Below are 22,118 nucleotides of genomic sequence, written 5' to 3'. Positions count from 1 at the left end.
GGCGGACGGGTCACACTTTTGTAGGTGGGTAACCACTCGTTGTAGCCCTGCGCGGGCCACGGTTGCGAGCAAGGCACAATAGGGCGTCAGGTTCAGCGTCGGCACAGGCCGGCGCCTAAGCGAACGAGGGGTACATGCCGCTTCTCCGCCGCGGGGACTTCGGTCCGGACGTCGCCGAGGTCAGGGCCACGCTGACGAGGATCGGGCTGCTGTCCGACCCGCAGCCGTCGCAGGTGTTCGACCTGCCGGTCGAGCACGCCGTGCGCGCCTTCCAGCAGCAGCGGGGTCTGATCACCGACGGTGTCGTCGGTCCGGCCACCTACCGCGCCCTGCGCGACGCGACGTTCCGACTGGGCGACCGCCCACTGGCGTACCTGATGTCCCAGCCGGTGACGGGTGACGACGTCTTCGCGCTCCAGGAGCGCCTGCTGGAGCTGGGCTACGACGCCGGCCGGCCGAACGGCGAGTTCGGCCAGCAGACCGAGCTGGCGCTGCGCAGCTTCCAGCGCGACTACGGCCTGATCGCGGACGGGATGTGCGGTCCCGACACGGTGCGCGCCCTGCGGCAGCTCCAGCCGAAGGTGCGCGGCGGCCGGCCGGTGTTCCTGCGCGAGCAGGAGCGGGTCCGCCGGGCCGGGCCGAGGCTGTCGGGCAAGCGCATCATCATCGACCCGGGGCACGGCGGCGCGGACCGCGGCGTCGTGGTCGGCGGGGTCGCCGAGGCCGACGTCATGCTCGACCTCGCGCGGCTGCTCGAGGGCAAGATGGCGGCGACCGGCATGGAGGCCCTGCTCACCCGCGGCCCCCACCACTGCCCGGACGAGGGCGAGCGCGCCAAGTTCGCCAACGAGGCGGGCGCGGACCTCATCCTGTCCCTGCACACCGACGCCAACCCGTCGCCGCTGGCGTCGGGCGTGGCGAGCTTCCACTTCGGCACCGGCAACGGCACGTCGTCCACGGTCGGCGAGGCGCTGGCGGGGTTCATCCAGCGCGAGATCGTGGCGCGCACGGGGATGCCGGACTGCCGCACGCACCCCAAGACGTGGGACATGCTCCGCATGACGCGGTGCACGGCGGTCCGCGTCGAGGTCGGCTACCTGACCAACGCGGGCGACCGGGCGCGCCTGGCCAACCCGTCGTTCCGGGACGTGGTGGCCGAGGGCATCCTGGTGGCGGTCAAGCGCCTGTACCTGCTGGGGCAGAACGACCAGCCGACCGGGACGTTCACCCTGGACGACCTGATGCGCCACGAGCTGACCATCGGGCAAGTCCGCCCCACCGGCTGATCCCCCGGGGTGGGAGCACCCCTCGGCCGGCTCTCGCGCACCGGTCGGGCGACCGGCGCCGGCCGCCGCGGGACCCGGGGCGCCCCACCACCGCCCGCAGACGTGAGCCGGGTGCGGAACTCCGCGAAGCCGCACCCGGGTCGACCTCGACGCCGCCGGGCTGTCCCGCTCGCCGGACCGCCTCGTCCGGGCGGGCCGTAGCCGTCCGCGTCTCCGGGAACCCCACCGGTCCGGTGATCGCTCCTCCTTGGTCGACTGGCAGGCGTTCGTGGCAGCCCACCGCTCCGCCTAGGTGATCAGCGACAGCACGGCCAGGTACAGCCCCACGAACGTCCCGCACACCAGCGCGTGCACGACCGGGCGGCGCGCCAGCAGGGCCACGAACTCGCGCAGGAAGGCGCTGGGCAGGAAGTACCACGCGGTGTGCGAGCCGATGACCTCCAGGCGCATCCGCAGCCGGCGCGCGAGCACGGCCGTCCGGAACACGTGGTAGTTGTTGGTCACCGCCACCACCCGCCCCGTGTGGCCCCGGTCGGCCAGCAGGGCGCGGCTGTAGATCAGGTTCTCCTCGGTGGTGGTCGCCCGGTCCTCCAGGGCGATCCGGTCCTCCGGCACGCCGCTGCCCAGCAGGTAGCGGCGCATCGCCGCCGCCTCGGTCACGTCCTCGTCCGCGCCCTGGCCGCCGGACACCACGACCAGCGGGGTGTGGCCCGCCGCCGCCTCCCGGTGGAAGACGGCAGCGGCCCGGTCCAGGCGGGCGGCCAGCAGGGGCGGGACGCGGTCGCCGCGGAGGCCCGCGCCGAGGACGATCACGGCGTCGAAGCCGGTGCGGCGGCCCGTCTTGCCGTAGAAGACCGAGTACAGCAGCAGGCTGACGAACAGGAACGCCACGTAGGCCGCCACGATCACCAGCGACCCGACCACGGCGTGCACCCACGTCCGGTCGTCGGCCAGGGCGAACCCGAACACCACCACCAGCGCGAGGATCGCCAGGCCCGTGAGCAGCGACAGCAGGTTCGCCAGGCCGCGGCCCTCGCGGCGGAGCATCACCACGCCGTTGACGACCAGCGCGACCGGCAGCACCAGGCCCGCGAGCAGCAGCGCCACCAGGACCGCGGCCCCGATGGCGTCGTCGAGCCACTCCGGCAGGTCGTCGCGCGACACCACCCACAGGAACCCGGACACCAGGGTCAGGCCCAGCCACACGGCGTTGGCCACCCGACGCCGGTCGCGGCGCACGCCGAGGGCGAAGAAGACGGCCGACACCACGGCGGCGATCGCGTAGAGCACGACGACAAGGTAATCCGATCGGGGATTCTTCGCCGGTCACTCGATCGGGGTCACGCGTCCGGCATCTCCCACGGCGGCAGGGGCAGGGCGCGACCGGTCTCCAGCAGCGACTTCAGGTTGGACAGCACGGCCGGCCAGCCGGCGGCGACCTGGGCCCGCTCGGCGCCCTCCAGGCCCTCGTGGGTCACCGTGAGCCGGACGACGTCGCCGTGGGCCTGGACCAGGAAGGTCACGGTGGACGCCGCGGCCGGGTCCGCCGGGTCGCGCCACGTCGTCACCAGCCGGTGCGGCGGGTCGGCCTCCAGCACCTCGCCCACGACGTCGTCCACCCCCGAGCCGTCCGCGCGGCGGTGCGCCCAGGTCGAACCGGCCTGCCAGTCCGAGATGTTGTGGTGGCCCCAGTAGGCGGCGGTCAGGTCGGCGTCGGTGAGCGCCTTCCAGACCTCCTCCGGGGTGCTCCCGATGTAGGTCACGTACACGAAACCGGGCTTCATCGCGGCCTCCGCCTGTCGTTTGATCGCACTCAGCGCCCGCAGCCGGGGCTGTTCGAACCGCTCGATCCACCGCTCCTGGACCTCGTTCAGCGGCACCGGGTTGAGGTAGTGCAGCTTCTCCCGCCCCCGGCGGGCGGTGGTGATCAGGTTCGCGGCTTCCAGCACCCTCAGGTGCTGGGACGCGGACTGGCGGGTCATGCCCAGCCGGGCGCACAGCTCGCCGAGCGTCTGGCCGTTCTCCTCGCGCAGCCGGTCGAGCAGGAGGCGGCGGGTCTCGTCGGCCAGCGCCTTGAACACCTTGTCCACACGCACAGTAACGCAGGCAAATGCCTGCATGTCAACCCGCGCGAAAGGAGCCGCAGGTCGGAGCGGGAATTCAGACGGGACGGAAGCTCGGCTCGGCCGTCGACACGGTCACGGAGTTGAGCAGCCGCTCCAACGCCGCCTCCACGTCTTCCTTCCACGAGGACGCGCTGCGCAGCTCCAGCCGTAGCCGGGGCCAGCGGGGGTGCGGTCGCACGGTCTTGAAGCCCACCTGGAGCAGGAAGTCGGCCGGCGTCACGCACGAGCGCTCGTCGCCCTCGCCGGGCGGCCGGTTGTCCCCGAACGCCTCGACGGCCTTCACGCCGCGCCGGGTCAGGTCCTTGGCCACCGCCTGCACCAGCACGCGCCCGAGCCCGCCGCCGCGGAACTCCGGCAGCACCTCCAGGCCCGTCATCAGCACCGCGTCGGGGCTGGCGGGGGAGGTGGGGAAGGCCAGCGACCGCGGCACGGCCGCCGGCGGCGCGTAGAACACCGAACCGGCCGGGATGCCGTCGCAGTAGATGATCCGGCCGCAGGAGCCCCACTCGAGCAGGACGCTGGAGACCCAAGCCTCCTTCTCGAACTCGGTGTCCCCGTACTCCTCGGCCTGCTCCTTCAGGTGGGGCGCCAGCTCCCAGAACACGCAGGTCCGACTGTGCTTGGAGAGGTGCTCCAGGTTGTCCAGAGTGACGCCCACAACGCGTCGCGACACCCCGACCTCCCAACCCCCGAGAACTACCCCTTCGAAGGATAGGCGGAGGTGACCCCCGGCTGGAAGGCAGATGCCCCGAACGGGACGGCGGTTACACTCAGCCGGGAACGAACCCGCCGGTAACCGATACCACGTCGGAGTTTCCCGTGAACCTGCCCGAACAGCCCCCCCAGCAGGGCCCCCGAAGCCTCGACCCGCACCTGCGCCGGTACGCGGCGCGCACGGCGGGCATGACGGCATCGGAGATCCGGGCGCTGTTCGCGGTGGCGAGCCGGCCCGAGGTGGTGTCCCTGGCGGGGGGGATGCCCCACCTGGCGGCGCTGCCGCTGGACTCCCTCTCGGCCGAGATCGGCGAGCTGATCGCGGCGGACGGCCTGGTCGCGCTGCAGTACGGCTCCGCGCACGGCGTGCCGGAGCTGCGCGAGCAGATCTGCGACGTGATGGCGCTGGAGGGCATCAGGGCCCACCCGGACGACGTCGTGGTGACCGTCGGCTCCCAGATGGGCCTGGACATGGTCACCCGGATCTTCTGCGACCCCGGTGACGTCGTGCTGGCCGAGGGCCCGTCGTACGTGGGCGCGCTGGGGTCGTTCGCGGCCTACCAGGCGCAGGTCGTGCACGTCGCGATGGACGCCGACGGCCTGGAGCCCACCGCGCTGCGCGAGGCGGTCGCGGCCGTCGAGCGCAGCGGCCGGCGGGTCAAGTTCCTCTACACGATCCCGAACTTCCACAACCCGGCCGGCGTGACGCTGGCCGTGCAGCGCCGGGCCGAGGTGCTGGAGATCTGCCGGGCGCACGGCATCCTGGTCGTGGAGGACAACCCGTACGGGCTGCTCGGCTTCGACGGCGTGACCTACCCGGCGCTGCGGTCGACCGACCCGGACAACGTGGTCTACCTGGGCTCGTTCTCCAAGACGTTCGCGGCGGGCCTGCGCGTGGGCTGGGTGCTCGCGCCGCACGCCGTGCGGGAGAAGCTGGTGCTGGCCGCCGAGTCGGCCACGCTGTGCCCGCCCACCCTCAACCAGCTGATCGTGTCGCGCTACCTGTCGACGCACGACTGGAAGGGCCAGGTCAAGACCTACCGCGAGGCTTACCGGGAGCGCCGCGACGCCGCGATCTCGGCGCTGGAGCAGCACATGCCGGCCGGTTCCACGTGGAACAAGCCCGCCGGCGGGTTCTACGTGTGGCTGACCGTGCCCGAGGGCATCGACACCAAGGCCATGCTGCCGCGCGCCATCACGCAGCGCGTGGCGTACGCGTCCGGCACCGGGTTCTACGCGGACGGGCTGGGCAGCAGGCAGCTGCGCATCTCGTACTGCTACCCGACGCCGGAGCGCATCCGCGAGGGCGTGCGCCGGCTGGCCAACGTCATCAAGGACGAGATGGAGCTGCACGAGACGTTCGGGCCCACGGCCTCGCGAGCGCTCTCCGGCCCGCAGACCCCCTCGCCCGACACCGCCTGATCAGGAGAAGAGAAGTTGTCTGACCGCTGGGTCGCAGTGCTGTCCGGTGGTCTGTCGCACGAGCGGGAGGTGAGCCTGCGGTCCGGCCGCAGGCTCTCCGCCGCGCTGCGTTCGACGGGCCTGGTCGTGGAGGAGTGGGACGCCGACGACCGGCTCCTGACCCGGCTGCGCGAGCACCGGCCCGACGCCGTAGTGGTGGCGCTGCACGGCGGCGAGGGCGAGAACGGCTCGGTGCAGACCGTCCTGGAGCTGGTCGGGGTGCCGTTCGTGGGCGCGGACTCGCGGGCGTGCCGCCGGGCGTGGGACAAGCCGACCGCGAAGGCGGAGCTGGCGCGCGCCGGGCTCGCGACGCCGGAGTGGACCGTGCTGCCGCACGCGACGTTCCGGGAGCTGGGCGCGCAGCCCGTGCTGGACGCGATGGTGGAGCGGCTCGGCCTGCCGCTGATGCTGAAGCCGGACCAGGGCGGGTCGGCGCTGGGCGCCCAGGTCGTGCGGGACGCGGCGGACCTGCCGGCGGCGATGGTCGGGTGCCTGGCCTACGGGAACACCGTGCTCGCCGAGCGGTACGTCGAGGGCGTCGAGGTGGCCGTGGCGGTCGTCGACGGGCCGGAGGGCCCCTACGCCCTGCCCCCGGTCGAGATCGTGCCGGAGAGCGGCATCTACGACTACACCGCGCGGTACACCGCCGGGCTGACCGACTTCCACGCGCCGGCCCGGCTGGACGAGGGGTCGGCGCGGGCGGTGGGGGAGCTGGCCGTCGCGGCGCACCGGCTGCTGGGGCTGCGGGACGTGTCCCGGACGGACGCGGTCGTGGCGGCCGACGGCACGGTGCACTTCCTGGAGGTGAACGTGTCGCCGGGGCTGACCGAGACCTCGCTGCTGCCGATGGCCGTCGAGGCGGCCGGCCTGTCGCTGGGGGAGATCTACGCCGGGCTCGTGGAGCGCGCCGTCTCCCGCTGATCCGACACCGACCTTGCGAATACGGGGCGCATCCGACCGGATGCGCCCCGTATTCATCACCGTGACATAAGACCCGCGGGTGATCACACGTCGCTGGTTCGTGTCCGATTTGTCGCTTCCGGCGCCATGAGGTCGATGATCCGCTCCAAGTCGTCCACGGAGCCGAACTCGACCACGATCCGGCCCTTGCGCTGACCCAGCTCGACCTTCACCCGGGTGTCGAAGTTGTCCGACAGGCGCTCGGCCAGCTCCGCCAACCCCGGCGCCTGGACCTGCTTGCGCCGCACCTGCTTGGCCTTGGCGGGCTCCGCCGACTTCGCCAGCGTCACCGCCTCCTCCGTCGCCCGCACCGACATTCCCTCGGCCACGATCCGGGTCGCCAGCTCCTCCTGCACGCCCGGGTCCTCCAGGCCCAGCAGCGCCCGCGCGTGGCCCGCCGACAGCACGCCCGCCGCCACCCGCCGCTGCACGGGAAGGGGGAGCCGCAGCAGCCGGATCGTGTTCGTCACGACCGGCCGGCTGCGGCCGATGCGGTCGGCCAGCTGCTCGTGCGTGACGCCGAACTCCTCCAGCAGCTGCTGGTAGGCCGCCGCCTCCTCCAGCGGGTTGAGCTGGACGCGGTGGATGTTCTCCAGCAGGGCGTCGCGCAGCATCACGTCGTCGGCGGTCCGCCGCACGATCGCCGGGATCGTCTTCAGGCCCGCGAGCTGGGTGGCGCGCCACCGCCGCTCGCCCATCACCAGCTCGTAGGCGCCCGGACCGGCCGCCCGGACCACGATCGGCTGCATCAGCCCGAACTCGCGGATGGAGTGCTCCAGCTCGCGGAGCGCCTCCTCGTCGAACACCTGCCGCGGCTGCTTCGGGTTCGTGCGGATCGCGGTGACCGGCAGCTCCTGGTACACCGCGCCGGCCACCTCGCCCGTCGGCGACGGGTCGGGGGAGGGCGCAGGGGTGGCGCCGTGGGCGACCACCCGGACCTGAGCCGGCGCGCCCACCGGCGGGCCGCTCGGGATCAGGGCCGCCAGGCCGCGACCGAGGCCACCCTTGCGCTGCTCCGTCATGCCGTCCCCATCTCCGCGCCGTGTTCGGCGATCTCCCGTGCCGCGTCCAGGTAGCTCATCGCGCCCCGTGAGCCGGGATCGTAGGTGAGCACCGTCTGGCCGTACCCGGGTGCCTCCGAAACCTTCACGCTGCGCGGGATCACCGTCCTGAGCACCGTGTCGCCGAAGTGGCCGCGCACCTCGCTGGTCACCTGGTCGGCCAGCTTGGTGCGGCCGTCGTACATGGTGAGCAGGATCGTGGACACCAGCAGCGTCGGGTTGAGGTGCGCCTGGACCAGCTCGATGTTGCGCAGCAGCTGCCCCAGGCCCTCCAGCGCGTAGTACTCGCACTGGATCGGGATCAGCACCTCCTGGGCGGCGACCATCGCGTTGACGGTCAGCAGGCCCAGCGACGGCGGGCAGTCGATGAACACGTAGTCCGGGCGGATCGGGTCCAGCGCCTCGGGGCTGAGCGCCTCCTTGAGCCGCGACTCGCGGGCGACCATCGAGACCAGCTCGATCTCCGCGCCGGCGAGGTCGATCGTGGCGGGCACGCAGTAGAGGTTGGGGGACTGGTTGCTGACCTGGGCGGCCTCGGCGACCGACAGCTCGCCGAGCAGCACCTCGTACACCGACGGCGTGCCGGAGCGGTGGTCGACGGCCAGCGCGGTGCTCGCGTTGCCCTGCGGGTCGAGGTCGATCACCAGGACCTTGAGGCCGTGGATCGCGAGGGCCGCGGCGAGGTTCACCGTGCTGGTGGTCTTGCCGACGCCGCCCTTCTGGTTCGCCACGGTGAAGACGCGGCGGCGGGCGGGCTTGGGGAGCTGGGAGGAGTCGGGGTGCAGAACGCGGGTGGCGCGTGCTGCTTCCTCCGCGATGGGGGTCCACACGGTGCTGTCTCCTGCGTTGTCGTCCGAGCCGTGGGCAGTTGATCCGTTCGGGGTCGGTCCGCGGTGGTGGCGGTCCTGCGGTGGGCGGTGCGGAGCGTGGTGCTGTGCGCGGTGCGGGGCGTCGTCGGGGCGGAGCGCTTCACCCGCACCCACCGGCCCGGTTTCACGTGGAACACCGGCCGCTTGGAACACCGGCTGGAGGGGGTCGGGGTACACGGTCACCGATCCTTCCTCCTGCGACGCCCGCCGTCACGGCGGCTCGCCTGCTCCGCGCGTTCCACGAGCACGACCGTCGTCGGCAGTTCGAGCACCTCGCCGCCGCAGGTGGTCACGCGGGACGCGGCGCCGCCGGCCCGCCGAACCGCCTCGGCGTCGCGCTCCAACTCCTCCGCGGCGCTCTCGCCCTTGAGGGCCACGAGGCACCCGCCGGACCGCAGGAGCGGCAGGCACCACCGGGCCAGCCGCTCCAGCGGGGCGACCGCGCGAGCGGTCACGACGTCGCTACCCGCCAGCCGCTCGCGCACCGCCGCGTCCTCGGCCCGACCGCGGAGCACCTCGACGTCGAGCCCGAGCGCGTCGACCACCTCGGTCAGCCACGCGACCCGGCGCGCCATCGGCTCCAGGAGGGTCAGCCGGAGGTCGGGCCGGGCGATGGCGAGCGGGACGCCCGGCAGGCCCGCGCCCGACCCGACGTCCACGACGCGGCTCCCGTCGGGCAGCAGCTCCGCGACCACGGCCGAGTTCAGGACGTGGCGCTCCCAGAGCCGGTCGACCTCGTGGGGGCCGATGAGCCCGCGCTCGACCCCGTGCTCGGCGAGCAGGTCCGTGAAGGTGACCGCCTGCGGGTAGTGGTCACCGAACACCCGCTTCGCGCGGTCCTCCAGAGCTGCGGCCATGTCTCCGTCGTTTCACGTGAAACCACGCGGCGGTGGTCCAGCCGGTGGGGTTGATGGGGGCGTCCACGGGGGCCGCGTGGGCCCGCGATGTGCCGATGCCCACTATGACGGATCACCCCGGCGACACGCCAAACCGACGTGACGAGATCGACCGCGTTTCACGTGAAACGCGGAATCCGACCGTCCGGCGGGTGGTTGCGGTACATCTCCAACCCGACGTCCACCGACTCGACGTGGTCGAGGTCCGGCACCTCCGACAGCGGGAACCACGCCGCCTGGTCGGTCGTCCCGCCCACCTCGTAGGTCAGCTCACCGCCGACGACCTTCGCCTCGTAGAGGATGCGGATGCGGTGGTAGTCCACGTCCACGCCGTCCTTGTTGAGCGGTCCGTGGACGCTCTGGATGCCGAGCAGCCGCTGCACCTCGGCGCGGTAGCCGGTCTCCTCGAACACCTCGCGCACCACGGCGTCGTACGGGTCCTCCCCGTGGTCCACCCCGCCGCCGGGCAGGATCCACCTCGGCCGCTCCGGCCCCAGCCACCGCGACAGGAGGATGCGCCCGTCGTCGACGATCACCGCGTACGCGGCGACGCGCAGCTTCCGGATGATCTCAGTCATCCCCGGACCGTTTCACGTGAAACGCGGCAAGGGGAAGCCTTTGGGCGCGTTTCACGTGAAACGCGGCAGGGGAGCTCCTGGGCAGGTTTCACGTGGAATGCGACGAGGGGGAGCCCCTGGGCGGAACCGGTGAACAGGGCCACCCAGTCACCGGTCCGCACAAGACAGCGGCCCCGTGTTCCACGTGGAACACGGGGCCGCTGTCCGGAACGCGCTCAGGGCTTGGGCAGCACCACGACGCGGCGCTGCGGCTCCTCGCCCTCGCTCTCGCTGTGCACGCCGGCCACCGCCGCGACGGCGTCGTGCACGACCTTGCGCTCGAACGGCGTCATCGGGTGCAGCCGCACCTTCTCGCCCGAGGCGAGCACCTTCTCCGCGGTGGTCTTGCCCAGCTCCGCGAGCTCGGCCCGCCGGCCCGCCCGCCAGCCGGCGATGTCCAGCATGAGCCGGCTGCGCACGCCGGTCTCCTGCTGCACGGCCAGGCGGGTCAGCTCCTGCAGCGACTCCAGCACGGTGCCGCGCGGGCCGACCAGCTTCTCCAGGTCGTCACCGCCGTCGATGCTCACGATGGCCCGACCCGCCTCCACGTCGAGGTCGATGTCGCCGTCGTAGTCGAGGAGGTCGAGCAACCGCTCGAGGTAGTCACCCGCGATGTCGCCCTCCTGGACGAGCAGGTCCTCCGAACTCCCCGACCGCGCCGGTGGGGCTTCCTCAGCCTCCGGCGTGTCCACGTCGGCAGCCTGCAACGTCTCCGACACGATGTCTCCTCTCCAGGGTCAACGACGCTTCTTGTTGCCCTGCTTCTTGCCCGGGGATCGGTCTGGGCTCAGACCGGGGATCTCGGTGGACGGCTTGCCGTTCGCGGCGGGCTCGTCCGTGGGTGACGCGTCCTGCTCCTTCGCCGCGGGGGTCGCGCCGGCGGGCTTGGCACCGGCGGCGGGCTTGGCACCGGCGGCCGGCTTGGCGCCCGGCGCGGGCTTGGCGCCCGGCTTCGGCTTCGCACCCGGCCGCGGCGCGAGCGCCTGGCGCTGCTGCGTGGCGGCTTCCTTCTTCTCCGCTTCCTCGCGGTCGATGCGGTGGTAGACGAAGTACTGCTGCGCCAGCGTCCACGCGTTGTTGCTCAGCCAGTAGAGCAGGATCGCGATGGGGAAGAACAGACCGCCGACCAGGACGCCCAGCGGGAAGATGTAGAGCGTCAGCTTGTTCATGATCGCGGTCTGCGGGTTGTCCGCCGCGGCCTGCGTCTGCCGCGCCACCGAGTGCCGCGCGGTGAAGTGCGTGGCGATCGAGGCCACGATCATCATGGGGATGGCGACCAGCAGCACCGCGTTGCGGTCGGTCGCGAAATCCGCCAGCTCCTGCGCGGGCATCGTGATGAACGTCGACAGGTTCGCGCCGAACAGCTTGGCGTTGACGAACGACTCGACGCCCTGCGCGTCGAAGAAGTACACCTCGCCCCAGCCGGGCTTGAACGAGCGCAGCACGTGGAACAGGCCGATGAACACCGGGATCTGCACCAGCATCGGCAGGCAGCCGCCGAGCGGGTTCACGCCGTGCTCGGCCTGGAGCTTCTGCATCTCCTGAGCCTGGCGCTGGCGGTCGTTCGCGTACTTCTTCTTGATCTTCTGGAGCTCGGGCGCGAACTCCTGCATCTTGCGCATCGAGCGCACCTGGCCGACGAACGGCTTGAAGAGCAGGGCCCGCAGCGTGAAGACGAGGAACACCACCGACAGCGCCCACGCGAACCCGCTCGCCTCGCCGAAGATGTGGCCGAACACCCAGTGCCAACACCACAGGATGAAGGACACCGGGTAGTAGATGAAGTTGAGCACTGGCTACTCCTCGGCAGGAAGGTCGGGGACCGTGGTCCGCCTCGGCGGAACGGGGTCCAGGCCACCAGGGTGCCAGGGCCCGCAGCGGCCCAGCCGGCGGATGGCCAGCCAGGAGCCGCGCAGCGGACCGTGGACGGTCAGCGCCTCCACCGCGTAGGTGCTGCAACTCGGGTGGAAACGGCAGGTCGGGGGCAACGCGGGGGAGATGAACCGCCGGTAGAAGCGGATCGGCAGCAGCAGCACCCGCGTCACGGGGCTCACGCGGTCGGTCATCGCAGCAGCCTGCGCAGCGCGGCGTCGAGGTCCTCGCCCAGTTCGGCGCTGGAGGCCGCCGCCGCCGGCGCGAGCGCGCGCACGACGAGCGACGTGCCGGCGGGGAGCGCGGCGAGCCGGTCGCGCACCACGTGCCGCAGCCGGCGGCTCACCCGGTGCCGGACCACCGAGTTCCCCACGGCCTTGCTCACGACGAAGCCCACCTTGGACGGGTCCAAGGTGGGCTGTGCCGACGGGGCTCGGCCGCCCTCGGCGCCCTGGGGCAGGGCCGGGGACGGCAGCAGGGCGTGCACGACCAGCCTGGGCCGGCCGGCCCGGCGGCCTCGGCGGACCACCAGGCCGAAGTCCTGGCTGCGGGTCAGCCGGTTGGCCGGCGGGAGCACGGCGCTGCGGCGATCAGGCGGACAGCTGCTTGCGGCCCTTGCTGCGGCGCGCGGCCAGGATGGCGCGACCGGCACGGGTGCGCATACGCAGCCGGAAGCCGTGCGTCTTCGCGCGGCGGCGGTTGTTGGGCTGGAAGGTGCGCTTACCCTTGCTCACGGTCGGACTCCCGGTGGTTAACGTCTGTGGTCGTCCCCGGCGGGTCCATGGGCGCGCGCCAAGAGCACGCCTCGCAAGCGGAGACCGGTCCAGGGTACGCAGCCCCGGGCGCCGGACTCAAATCGGGGTGGCCTGCGGCGGTGGCCGGGCGGGGAAAGCGCTTGCGGCGACCCGCGCCTTGTGGCCCGGCCCGCACCTTGTTAGCGTGCTGCCCTCGCGGCTGCCGTGGCCGGCGCCGAGGTCGCCACCCGCCGCGCCGGCGCTCGGGGAGCGGTGGAGGGGAGCCGCTGCACTCCGACGCGCATTCGTGCACAGTTGTGGATAACTCTGTGGATGCCTCTATTCTCCGTGTCCACGCGCGGTGGTTCCCCCCAGGGGGAACGGGCCGCGGGGGAGTCACACCGAGGGGAGGGGAGCGCAGAGGTGTCCGACCACCAGGTCGACCTGGGCCGAGTGTGGGAGCAGGTCGTGCAGGAGCTGGCCGCCAGCACGCTGTCACCGCAGCAACGCGCCTGGATGCGCGTGACCCGCCCCATCGGCCTGCTCGACGGCACCGCGCTGCTGGCCGCGCCGTCCGACTTCGCCAAGGAGGCGATCGAGCGGGCGCTGCGCGAGCCGATCACGGCCGCGCTGTCCCGCCGGCTCGGGCGCGCCGTGTCGCTGGCCGTGAAGGTCGACTCGCCGGAGCCGCTCAACGGCCCGCCGACCACGCCCATCCCGGTGCCCGCCGTCCCGCCGGTCCCGGTGGCCGTCGTCGCCAACGGCGCCGCGCCGGAGCTGCCGCTGGTCGGCGAGGAGCAGGAGACCGACGAAGAGGTCGACGAGGAGGGCGACGCGCTCGCCGCCGTCACCGAGATCTGGCCGACCTTCGGCGGCGGCGCGCCGAGCGGGACGCCGTTCACCCGGCCCGCGAACCCGGCGTCCTCCCAGACCAGGCTGAACGAGAAGTACAACTTCGACACCTTCGTCATCGGCGCGTCCAACCGCTTCGCCCACGCGGCGGCGGTGGCGGTCGCCGAGGCGCCGGCCCGCGCCTACAACCCCCTGTTCATCTGGGGCGAGTCCGGGCTGGGCAAGACGCACCTGCTGCACGCGGTGGGGCACTACGCGCAGCGGCTGTTCCCCGGGATGCGGGTGCGGTACGTGTCGACGGAGGAGTTCACGAACGACTTCATCAACTCCCTGCGCGACGACCGCAAGGTCGCGTTCCAGCGGCGGTACCGGGACATCGACGTGCTGCTGGTGGACGACATCCAGTTCCTGGAGGGCAAGGAGGGGACGCAGGAGGAGTTCTTCCACACGTTCAACACCCTCCACAACTCCAACAAGCAGATCGTCGTGTCCTCCGACCGACCGCCCAAGCGGCTGGAGACGCTGGAGGACCGGCTGCGCACCCGGTTCGAGTGGGGCCTGATCACCGACATCCAGCCGCCGGAGCTGGAGACGCGCATCGCGATCCTGCGCAAGAAGGCCGCCCAGGACCGCCTGGCCGCGCCCGCCGAGGTGCTGGAGTTCATCGCGGCGCGGATCGAGCGCAACATCCGCGAGCTGGAGGGCGCCCTCATCCGCGTGACGGCGTTCGCGTCCCTCAACCGCCAGCCGGTCGACGTGCAGCTGGCGGAGATAGTGCTCCGGGACCTCATCCCGGACTCGCACGCGCCGGAGATCACCGCCCCGACCATCATGGCGGTGACGGCGGAGTTCTTCAGCGTCACCATCGACGACCTGTGCGGGCCGGGCAAGACGAAGGTGCTGGCCCAGGCGCGGCAGATCTCGATGTACCTGTGCCGGGAGCTGACGGACCTGTCGCTGCCCAAGATCGGGCAGACCTTCGGCGGTCGCGACCACACGACGGTCATGCACGCGGACAAGAAGATCCGCAAGGAGATGGCCGAGCGGCGGCGCGTGTACGAGCAGGTGCAGGAGCTGACGTCGCGGATCAAGCAGCGGGCCCGCCACACCCCCTGACCCTCGCCCCTCGCCCCTCGCCCCTCGCCCCTCGCCCCTCGCCCCTCGCCCCTCGCCCCTCGCCCGACCCTCACCCGGCCCTCACCCGGAGTGCGCCCGGAGTGCGCCCGGCCCTCACCCGGAGTGCGCCCGGCCCTCACCCGGAGTGCGCCCGGCCCTCACCCGGAGTGCGCCCGGCCCTCACCCGGAGTGCGCCGGGTCCCCGTCCGACCCTCGCCCGGCCCGCGCCGGGCACTCGATCGCCCCCGCCCGAGCCGCGGCGGGCCCGGCGAGCACCCCGTTCGAGCGGGCGGCGGCCCTGTGCCCCGCCGGACGCGCCGCTCCTCGGCCCGCCCCGACACCCGCGGGCCGCCCGCCGGCCCGAGCCGCGCCGACGCGCACGTCGCCACCGCCACCCCGCACCACCACCCCCGCACCGGCGACGCCCGCACCGCCACCCCCGCACTGCCACCTTCACGCCACCGCCCACGCCACCGCCCGCGCCGCCACCTCCGCGCCACCGCCCGCGCCGGCGATGCCGTCGCCGTCGGCTCCGCGGTGTCGCGCGGGCTGCCGCCGGGCCTGACGCACCCGGGGACTCCTCCGCGCACCCGGGGGCCGTCGCCCGCACCCGGGTGCCGCGCCGACACCCGGGTGCGACCGGCGTCCGCACCCGGGCGCGCGCGGCGGCCCCCGACCGGCGGGCGGGCCGCCGAGGACCGCCGGCCGACCCCGCGATTCCACCGCCGGGGGCCTTTGATCGCCCTCGACCAGGCCCGCGCGGCACCGGCGCCGACCACCCGCGGGACACCGCCCGACCGCCGCCCGGAACGCCGCCGCGCGGTCCGCGAACCCCGGCGCCGCGGGTCGGGCCCCAGGTGAACCGGGGGCGACGAACCCGTCCACAGGCGTCGCGAAGTCGCCGATCGGGGGAGATCCAGGCCACGATCAGCCTGTGCAACACCCGGGTACAACTCGGCCCACACCCGGGGATGCACCCGGGGACAACTCGGCCGATCTGTGGACCGAACGGAGCACCTCGGTAGTTCTCCCCGGGGACGCCGAGTTGTCCCCGGGTGCGCCCCCCTGTCCATCCACACCTCCGGACGGGCGGCGAGCAGCGGGAACGGCGGTTGTCCACACTGTCCACAGCCCCTACTGCTGTTGCTGTTGTCTTCCCTTGAAGAGATGAACAAAGAAAAAACAGGCGGGGGTCGAGCCCGGGGACAGGGCTCCGCCCCGGGCGGCGCCCAGGGGTGGCCCCGACGTGACGAAGTGCTCCCCGACGCTCTACGGTGGAGCCCTCGTGCCGAGGGTCGGGCCGGTCGAAGCGATCCGGCGAGGGCCGCGGCTCCCCGAACCCCACCGCAACGCCCGCTGTTGCGGCTCGTGCCGACTTGAGGAATGAGAGAGGACGCCTCATGAAGATCCGCGTCGAGCGCGACGGCCTGGCCGACGCCGTCGCCTGGGTCGCGCGCAGCCTGCCGTCCCGGCCGCCGGTGCCGGTGCTCGGTGGTGTGCTGCTCGATGCCGGTGCGGAGGACGGGTCCGGCGAGGCGCTCACCGTGTCCGGCTTCGACTACGAGGTGTCCGCCCAGTGCGGCGTGCCGGCCACGATCGCGGACGGCGGCAAGGCGCTGGTCTCCGGGCGGCTGCTCGCCGACATCACCAAGGCGCTGCCCAACCACCCCGTCGAGATCGCGGTCGACGGCTCCCGCATGACGATCAGCTGCGGCTCGGCGCGCTTCTCCCTGCCCACCATGCCGGTGGAGGACTACCCCCAGCTGCCGGCCATGCCGCAGCTCGCGGGCCGGCTGCCCGGCGAGGTGTTCGGCGAGGCCGTCTCGCAGGTCGCCGTCGCGGCCGGCCGGGACGACACGCTGCCGATGCTGACCGGCGTCCGGCTGGAGATCGGCGAGGGCAGGCTGACCCTCGTCGCGACCGACCGGTTCCGGCTGGCGATGCGCGAGTTCCCGTGGGAGCCCGACGAGACGCTGGGCGAGGTCGCCGTCCTCGTCCCGGCCAAGACCCTCAACGACTCCGCCAAGACGCTCGGCGCGTCCGGCGCGCAGGTCGAGCTGTCGCTGGCGGCCAACGACGGGCTGCTGGGCCTGTCCGGCACCGGCCGCCGGACCACCACCCGGCTGCTCGACGCGGACTTCCCGAAGTACCGCCAGCTGCTGCCGACCGAGCACTCGGCCGCGGCCGTGATCGAGGTCGACTCGCTGGTGCAGGCGATCAAGCGCGTGTCGCTGGTCGCCGAGCGCGGCACGCAGGTCCGGCTGGAGTTCGTCGACTCGGCGCTGCGGCTGTCCGCCGGCGGCGACGACGAGGGCAGCGCGGAGGAGGAGCTCCAGGTCGACTACACGGGCGACCCGGTCACCATCGCGTTCAACCCGACCTACCTCCTGGAGGGCCTCCAGGCCGTGCGCACCCCGAGGGCGCACCTGTCCTTCACCACGCCCAGCCGACCGGCGCTGCTCAAGCCGGTGGACGAGGATGGAAACGTGGCGCCGGGCTACCTCTACCTGCTCATGCCCGTGCGCCTGCCCGGCTGATCAACCACGAACCAGGGGAGAGAACGACCGTGCAGCTCGGACTCGTCGGTCTCGGCAAGATGGGCTTCAACATGCGCGAGCGGATCCGCCGCGCCGGTCACGAGGTCGTCGGCTACGACCGCAACCCGGACGTGACCGACGCCGGCTCGCTCGCCGACATGGTGGGCAGGCTCGCCGCGCCGCGCGTGGTGTGGGTGATGGTGCCGGCCGGTGAGATCACCCGGCAGACCGTCGCCGAGCTGGGGGAGCTGCTCGACGCGGGCGACCTGGTGATCGACGGCGGCAACTCGCGGTTCACCGACGACGCGAGGAACGCCGAGGCGCTGGGCGCGAAGGGGATCTCCTACGTCGACGCCGGCGTGTCCGGCGGGGTGTGGGGCCTGGAGAACGGCTACGGCCTGATGGTCGGCGGCGCGCCCGAGGACGTCGAGCGCGCGATGCCGATCTTCGACGCGCTGCGGCCGGAGGGCCCGCGCGCGGAGGGCTTCGCGCACGCGGGCAAGGTCGGCGCGGGCCACTTCGCGAAGATGGTCCACAACGGCATCGAGTACGGCCTGATGCAGGCTTACGCCGAGGGCTTCGAGCTGCTGGAAGCCTCGGAGCTGGTGGCCGACGTGCCGGCGACGATCAAGGCGTGGCAGCGCGGCACGGTCGTCCGGTCCTGGCTGCTGGACCTGCTGGTGCGCGCGCTGGAGTCGGACCCGGAGCTGGACGACCTGCGCGGCCACGTGGAGGACTCGGGCGAGGGCCGGTGGACCGTCGAGGAGGCGATCAACCACGCGGTGCCCGCGCCGGTGATCTCCGCGGCGCTGTTCGCCCGGTTCGCCTCGCGCCAGGAGGACTCGCCCGCGATGCGCGCGGTCGCCGCGCTGCGCAACCAGTTCGGCGGCCACGCCGTGCAGGCTGCCGGTCCCTCTTCCGGTTCCGGCAGCACGCAGAGCTGAGCGTTGTACGTCCGGCACCTGCAAGTCGCGGACTTCAGGTCGTGGGAGCAGGCGGACCTGGCCTTCGAGCCGGGGGTGAGCGTGCTGGTCGGCCGCAACGGGCAGGGCAAGACGAACCTGGTCGAGGCGCTCGGCTACGTGGCCACCCTCGGCTCGCACCGGGTCGCCACCGACGCGCCGCTGATCCGGCACGGCGCGCCGCGCGCGGTGGTGCGCGCGGCGGTGGTCAACGAGGGCCGCGAGCTGCTGGTCGAGCTGGAGATCACCGCGGGCCGGGCGAACCGGGCGCGGGTCAACCGCGGCCCGGTGCCGCGCCCGCGCGACGTGCTGGGCATCCTGCGGACGGTGCTGTTCGCGCCGGAGGACCTGGCCCTGGTGCGCGGTGACCCCGGTGAGCGGCGCCGGTTCCTCGACGAGCTGCTGACCAGCCGGTACCCGCGGTTCGCGGGGGTGCGCGGCGACTACGACCGGGTGCTCAGGCAGCGCGGCGCGCTGCTGAAGAGCCTGCGGTCGGTGCGCTCGGCGGACCTGGGCACGCTGGAGGTGTGGGACGGGCACCTGGCCCGGCACGGCGCGGAGCTGCTGGCGGGCCGGCTGGAGCTGGTGGCGGACATCGCGCCGCACGTGGCCCGGTCCTACGCCGACGTCGCCCCCGAGTCGCGGCCGGCCCGGCTGGCGTACCGGTCGAGCCTGGGCGAAGCCTTCCCGGGCGGGCCCCCCGCCGGCGAGCCCTCCCCGGGTGGGGCCTCCCTGGGCGGGGCTTCTCCGGACGGGGTTCCCGCCGGCGAGCCCGCTCCCGGCGTGCCCGACCGGGGCGTGCCCGACCGGGCGGCGCTGGAGGAGGCGCTGCTGGCGGAGCTGCGGCGGGTGCGCGGGCAGGAGATCGAGCGGGGCGTGTGCCTGGTCGGCCCGCACCGCGACGACCTCGAACTGGCGCTGGGCGACCTGCCGGCGAAGGGCTACGCCAGCCACGGGGAGTCGTGGTCGTTCGCCCTGGCGCTGCGCCTCGGCGGCTACGAGATGCTGCGCGCGGAGGGCGCCGAGCCGGTGCTCGTGCTCGACGACGTGTTCGCCGAGCTGGACCGCGGCCGGCGGCGGCAGCTGGCGAAGGTGGCGGCGGGCGCGGAGCAGGTGCTCATCACCGCGGCGGTCGCCGAGGACGTGCCCGAGGAACTGTCGGGCGCCCGGTTCGAGGTCCGTGACGGGGAGGTCCACCGTGCCTGATGAAACCCCCCAATCGGGTGTAACTCCACGCACAACTGGGGACAACCCTGTGGATGGTGTGGATAACTCGTCCCCTGAAGGGGACATATCCACACCCGAAGCGGTGGCAGGGGACGGGCCGCGTGGAGCGGACCTGGCCCGTGCGGCCCTCGAGGCGGCGCGGGCGTCGGCCCGGGAGCGCGGCTCGCGCGCCGTCCGCCGGAGTGCGCCGGGCGCCGGGGCGCGCCGGCGCCGGCGCCGCTGGTCCGGTCCGGGCCCCGACGACCGCGACCCCCAGCCGCTGGGCCGGCTCGCCTCCCGGGTCGCCGCGGACCGGGGCTGGACCGAGCGGCTGGCGGGCGGGCAGGTGTTCGCGCGGTGGGGCCGGCTGGTCGGCGAGGAGCTGGCCGAGCACGCGCAGCCGGTCGCCTTCGCCGACGGCGAGCTGACCGTGCAGGCCGACTCGACGGCGTGGGCGACCCAGCTGCGGCTGCTGCAGCGCGAACTGCTCCAGCGCATCGCCGCCGGGGTCGGCCACGGGGTCGTCCTGCGGCTCAAGGTGCAGGGCCCGGCGGCCCCGAGCTGGCGCTACGGCCCCAGGCACGTCCCCGGCCGCGGCCCCCGTGACACCTATGGGTGAGCTGCGCGAGGGCGTCAGCGGCGATCCTGCGGCCCGGTGAGCGCTCACCAGCCGATTTGCGCCCCTCGGGCGGCCATCCGGCCCCGTCCGCCTTCACTTCCGGCCGTCTGTGAGCAAATCAGAGGTGTCCTCGATGGGTTTCTGGACGTCTCGCCCAGTAGAATCGAGGGGTACAGCGTGACCGCAGCGTCGCACCCTCCGGTGGCGAGTCGCTCGACGTCCGAGGAGACACCAAGCCCGTGGCAGCCAAGAAGAATGAGTACAGCGCGTCTTCGATCACCGTCCTGGAGGGCCTGGAGGCGGTCCGGAAGCGGCCCGGCATGTACATCGGGTCCACCGGCGAGCGCGGCCTGCACCACCTGATCCAGGAGGTCGTGGACAACTCCGTCGACGAGGCGATGGCCGGCCACGCGTCCCTGGTGGACGTGACGCTGCTGGCCAACGGCGGCGTCCGGGTCATCGACGACGGCCGCGGCATCCCGGTCGAGATGCACCCCGTCGAGCAGCGGCCCACCCTGGAGGTGGTCCTGACGAAGCTGCACGCCGGCGGCAAGTTCGACAGCGACTCCTACGCGGTGTCCGGCGGCCTGCACGGCGTCGGCATCTCCGTGGTGAACGCGCTGTCGACGGCCGTCGACGTGGAGGTCAAGCGCGAGGGTTTCACGTGGAACCAGCGCTTCGAGGCCAGCAAGCCCGCGCACGACCTGCGCCGCGGCGAGCCGACCGACGAGACCGGCACGACCATCACGTACTGGGCGGACCCGGAGATCTTCGAGACCACCGAGTACAACATCGAGACCATCGCCCGCCGCCTGCAGGAGATGGCGTTCCTCAACAAGGGCCTGACGATCATCCTGCGCGACGAGCGCGTGGAGGAGCAGGACGCCGAGGCCGACGCCGAGGGCCACGTGGCGGCCGTGCGCGAGCGCACGTTCCACTACCCGGGCGGCCTGGAGGACTTCGTCCGCCACATCAACCACACGCGCGAGGCCGTGCACCAGAAGGTCATCGCCTTCGAGGCCAAGGGCGACGACCTCGAGGTCGAGGTGGCGATGCAGTGGAACACCGGCTACACGCCTTCGGTGTACACGTTCGCCAACACGATCAACACCCACGAGGGCGGCACGCACGAGGAGGGCTTCCGCGCCGCGCTGACCCGCGTGGTCAACGAGTACGCGCGCGAGAAGAAGCTGCTCAAGGAGAAGGACACCAACCTCACCGGCGACGACATCCGCGAGGGCCTGGCCGCGATCATCTCGGTCAAGCTCAAGGAGCCCCAGTTCGAGGGGCAGACGAAGACCAAGCTGGGCAACAGCGAGGCCAAGTCGTTCGTGCAGAAGTCCACCAACGAGCACCTCGCGGACTGGTTCGAGCGCCACCCGAACGAGACCAAGGCCATCGTCACCAAGGCGGTCTCCTCCGCGCAGGCCCGCATCGCCGCGCGCAAGGCCCGCGAGCTGGTGCGCCGCAAGGGCGCGCTGGACATCGGCGGCCTGCCCGGCAAGCTCAAGGACTGCCGCTCCACCAACCCGGAGGAGTGCGAGATCTACGTCGTGGAGGGCGACTCCGCGGGCGGCTCGGCCAAGGAGGGCCGGGACTCCATGTTCCAGGCGATCCTGCCGATCCGGGGCAAGATCATCAACGTGGAGAAGGCGCGCATCGACCGCGTCCTGAAGAACAACGAGGTCCAGGCGCTGATCACCGCCCTGGGCACCGGCATCCACGACGAGTTCGACCTGACCAAGCTGCGGTACCACAAGATCGTGCTGATGGCCGACGCCGACGTCGACGGCCAGCACATCCGCACCCTGCTGCTCACCCTGCTGTTCCGCTTCATGCGCCCGCTGATCGAGCACGGGCACGTGTACCTCGCGCAGCCGCCGCTCTACAAGATCAAGTGGCAGCGGCAGGAGCCGGAGTACGCCTACAGCGACCGCGAGCGCGACGGCCTGATCCAGCAGGGCCTGGCGGCGGGCAAGAAGATCGGCAAGGACGACAACATCCAGCGGTACAAGGGCCTCGGCGAGATGAACGCCGAGGAGCTGTGGGAGACCACGATGGACCCGGCGAACCGGGTGCTGCTCCAGGTGACCATGGACGACGCGGCGACGGCCGACGAGCTGTTCAGCGTGCTGATGGGCGAGGACGTCGAGGCACGCCGCTCGTTCATCACCCGCAACGCCAAGGGCGTGCGGTTCCTGGACGTCTGAGCGTCCCGACTAGTCCACCC

Annotated in this window: 21 protein-coding genes; 9 read left to right on the top strand and 12 right to left on the bottom strand. The window is 72.7% G+C overall.

All coding sequences use genetic code 11. The annotated features are described in order from the left end of the window. Window positions 1–134: 134 nt before the first annotated feature. Entirely contained in the window at window positions 135–1,286 is a 1,152-nt protein-coding gene (locus tag JOE68_RS15180; RefSeq protein ID WP_204842994.1) for an N-acetylmuramoyl-L-alanine amidase, read from the top strand. A gap of 288 nt (window positions 1,287–1,574) precedes the next feature. Here the strand turns inward: JOE68_RS15180 and JOE68_RS15175 are convergent, their stop codons facing one another. From JOE68_RS15175 to JOE68_RS15165, 3 genes are all read right to left on the bottom strand, one after another. After that, the gene (locus JOE68_RS15175; RefSeq protein WP_204842993.1) at window positions 1,575–2,576 is read right to left on the bottom strand and encodes a YdcF family protein; all 1,002 of its coding nucleotides are present in this window, start codon (window positions 2,574–2,576) and stop codon (window positions 1,575–1,577) included. Window positions 2,577–2,626: 50 nt separating this feature from the next. Continuing rightward, a complete protein-coding gene (locus tag JOE68_RS15170; protein WP_204846115.1) occupies window positions 2,627–3,376 on the bottom strand; it encodes an ArsR/SmtB family transcription factor in 750 nt (249 codons plus the stop codon). Between the two features lie 70 nt (window positions 3,377–3,446). Continuing rightward, on the bottom strand, window positions 3,447–4,085 hold the full coding sequence (locus JOE68_RS15165; RefSeq protein ID WP_204842992.1) for a GNAT family N-acetyltransferase: 639 nt from the start codon (window positions 4,083–4,085) through the stop codon (window positions 3,447–3,449). A 146-nt stretch (window positions 4,086–4,231) separates the two neighbouring features. Here JOE68_RS15165 and JOE68_RS15160 point away from each other — a divergent pair, with 146 nt between their 5' ends. Next, window positions 4,232–5,548 (top strand): aminotransferase-like domain-containing protein, encoded by a 1,317-nt coding sequence (locus JOE68_RS15160; RefSeq protein ID WP_204842991.1) that lies wholly within the window; start codon window positions 4,232–4,234, stop codon window positions 5,546–5,548. Between the two features lie 15 nt (window positions 5,549–5,563). Beyond that, complete coding sequence (locus JOE68_RS15155) at window positions 5,564–6,508, top strand: D-alanine--D-alanine ligase family protein (protein ID WP_204842990.1); 945 nt, start codon at window positions 5,564–5,566, stop codon at window positions 6,506–6,508. Between the two features lie 83 nt (window positions 6,509–6,591). Here the strand turns inward: JOE68_RS15155 and JOE68_RS15150 are convergent, their stop codons facing one another. The 9 genes from JOE68_RS15150 to rpmH form a co-directional block, all read right to left on the bottom strand. After that, entirely contained in the window at window positions 6,592–7,569 is a 978-nt protein-coding gene (locus JOE68_RS15150) for a ParB/RepB/Spo0J family partition protein (RefSeq protein WP_204842989.1), read from the bottom strand. Further along, window positions 7,566–8,438, bottom strand: coding sequence for a ParA family protein (locus tag JOE68_RS15145; RefSeq protein ID WP_307819694.1), 873 nt, complete (start codon window positions 8,436–8,438; stop codon window positions 7,566–7,568). Before JOE68_RS15145 ends, JOE68_RS15150 begins: the two co-directional genes overlap by 4 nt. A 218-nt stretch (window positions 8,439–8,656) precedes the next feature. Next, the gene (gene rsmG / locus JOE68_RS15140; RefSeq protein ID WP_204842988.1) at window positions 8,657–9,334 is read right to left on the bottom strand and encodes a 16S rRNA (guanine(527)-N(7))-methyltransferase RsmG; all 678 of its coding nucleotides are present in this window, start codon (window positions 9,332–9,334) and stop codon (window positions 8,657–8,659) included. 158 nt (window positions 9,335–9,492) lie between these two features. Beyond that, complete coding sequence (locus JOE68_RS15135; RefSeq protein WP_204842987.1) at window positions 9,493–9,951, bottom strand: NUDIX hydrolase; 459 nt, start codon at window positions 9,949–9,951, stop codon at window positions 9,493–9,495. A gap of 215 nt (window positions 9,952–10,166) precedes the next feature. Beyond that, window positions 10,167–10,709 (bottom strand): Jag family protein, encoded by a 543-nt coding sequence (locus JOE68_RS15130; protein ID WP_204842986.1) that lies wholly within the window; start codon window positions 10,707–10,709, stop codon window positions 10,167–10,169. Between the two features lie 18 nt (window positions 10,710–10,727). Further along, window positions 10,728–11,783, bottom strand: coding sequence for a membrane protein insertase YidC (yidC, locus tag JOE68_RS15125; protein WP_204842985.1), 1,056 nt, complete (start codon window positions 11,781–11,783; stop codon window positions 10,728–10,730). A 3-nt stretch (window positions 11,784–11,786) separates the two neighbouring features. Further along, window positions 11,787–12,056: a membrane protein insertion efficiency factor YidD gene (gene yidD / locus JOE68_RS15120; RefSeq protein WP_204842984.1), complete on the bottom strand. Its 270-nt coding sequence runs from the start codon at window positions 12,054–12,056 to the stop codon at window positions 11,787–11,789. Then, window positions 12,053–12,439: a ribonuclease P protein component gene (gene rnpA, locus JOE68_RS15115; RefSeq protein WP_204842983.1), complete on the bottom strand. Its 387-nt coding sequence runs from the start codon at window positions 12,437–12,439 to the stop codon at window positions 12,053–12,055. Before rnpA ends, yidD begins: the two co-directional genes overlap by 4 nt. Window positions 12,440–12,452: 13 nt before the next feature. Further along, a complete protein-coding gene (gene rpmH, locus JOE68_RS15110; protein WP_033428178.1) occupies window positions 12,453–12,596 on the bottom strand; it encodes a 50S ribosomal protein L34 in 144 nt (47 codons plus the stop codon). Window positions 12,597–13,019: 423 nt separating this feature from the next. Between rpmH and dnaA the strand changes: the two genes are divergently transcribed. From dnaA to gyrB, 6 genes are all read left to right on the top strand, one after another. Then, on the top strand, window positions 13,020–14,564 hold the full coding sequence (dnaA, locus tag JOE68_RS15105; protein ID WP_204842982.1) for a chromosomal replication initiator protein DnaA: 1,545 nt from the start codon (window positions 13,020–13,022) through the stop codon (window positions 14,562–14,564). Window positions 14,565–15,964: 1,400 nt separating this feature from the next. Beyond that, a complete protein-coding gene (gene dnaN / locus JOE68_RS15100) occupies window positions 15,965–17,101 on the top strand; it encodes a DNA polymerase III subunit beta (RefSeq protein WP_204842981.1) in 1,137 nt (378 codons plus the stop codon). A gap of 29 nt (window positions 17,102–17,130) precedes the next feature. Next, window positions 17,131–18,045: a phosphogluconate dehydrogenase (NAD(+)-dependent, decarboxylating) gene (gene gnd, locus JOE68_RS15095; protein ID WP_204842980.1), complete on the top strand. Its 915-nt coding sequence runs from the start codon at window positions 17,131–17,133 to the stop codon at window positions 18,043–18,045. 3 nt (window positions 18,046–18,048) lie between these two features. Next, window positions 18,049–19,269 (top strand): DNA replication/repair protein RecF, encoded by a 1,221-nt coding sequence (gene recF / locus JOE68_RS15090; protein WP_204842979.1) that lies wholly within the window; start codon window positions 18,049–18,051, stop codon window positions 19,267–19,269. Window positions 19,270–19,372: 103 nt separating this feature from the next. Then, window positions 19,373–19,888 carry a DciA family protein gene (locus tag JOE68_RS15085; protein WP_307819693.1) on the top strand — a complete coding sequence of 172 codons (516 nt, stop codon included), beginning with the start codon at window positions 19,373–19,375 and terminating at the stop codon, window positions 19,886–19,888. Between the two features lie 239 nt (window positions 19,889–20,127). Continuing rightward, window positions 20,128–22,098 (top strand): DNA topoisomerase (ATP-hydrolyzing) subunit B, encoded by a 1,971-nt coding sequence (gene gyrB / locus JOE68_RS15080; protein WP_204842977.1) that lies wholly within the window; start codon window positions 20,128–20,130, stop codon window positions 22,096–22,098. Window positions 22,099–22,118: the final 20 nt, after the last annotated feature.

The organism is Saccharothrix algeriensis (assembly GCF_016907655.1).
GTDB classification, from domain to species: Bacteria; Actinomycetota; Actinomycetes; order Mycobacteriales; family Pseudonocardiaceae; genus Actinosynnema; species Actinosynnema algeriense.
The sequence above is the reverse complement of the archived record's forward strand: the minus strand, read 5'-3'. Positions and strand labels throughout refer to the sequence as shown.

Excerpts from the sequence above, each read along its gene's own strand:
- JOE68_RS15180 (WP_204842994.1), top strand. The coding sequence starts at position 135 with ATGCCGCTTCTCCGCCGCGGGGACTTCGGTCCGGACGTCGCCGAGGTC.
- JOE68_RS15135 (WP_204842987.1), bottom strand. The coding sequence starts at position 9,951 with ATGACTGAGATCATCCGGAAGCTGCGCGTCGCCGCGTACGCGGTGATC.
- JOE68_RS15150 (WP_204842989.1), bottom strand. The coding sequence starts at position 7,569 with ATGACGGAGCAGCGCAAGGGTGGCCTCGGTCGCGGCCTGGCGGCCCTG.
- yidD (WP_204842984.1), bottom strand. The coding sequence starts at position 12,056 with ATGACCGACCGCGTGAGCCCCGTGACGCGGGTGCTGCTGCTGCCGATC.
- rsmG (WP_204842988.1), bottom strand. The coding sequence starts at position 9,334 with ATGGCCGCAGCTCTGGAGGACCGCGCGAAGCGGGTGTTCGGTGACCAC.
- dnaN (WP_204842981.1), top strand. The coding sequence starts at position 15,965 with ATGAAGATCCGCGTCGAGCGCGACGGCCTGGCCGACGCCGTCGCCTGG.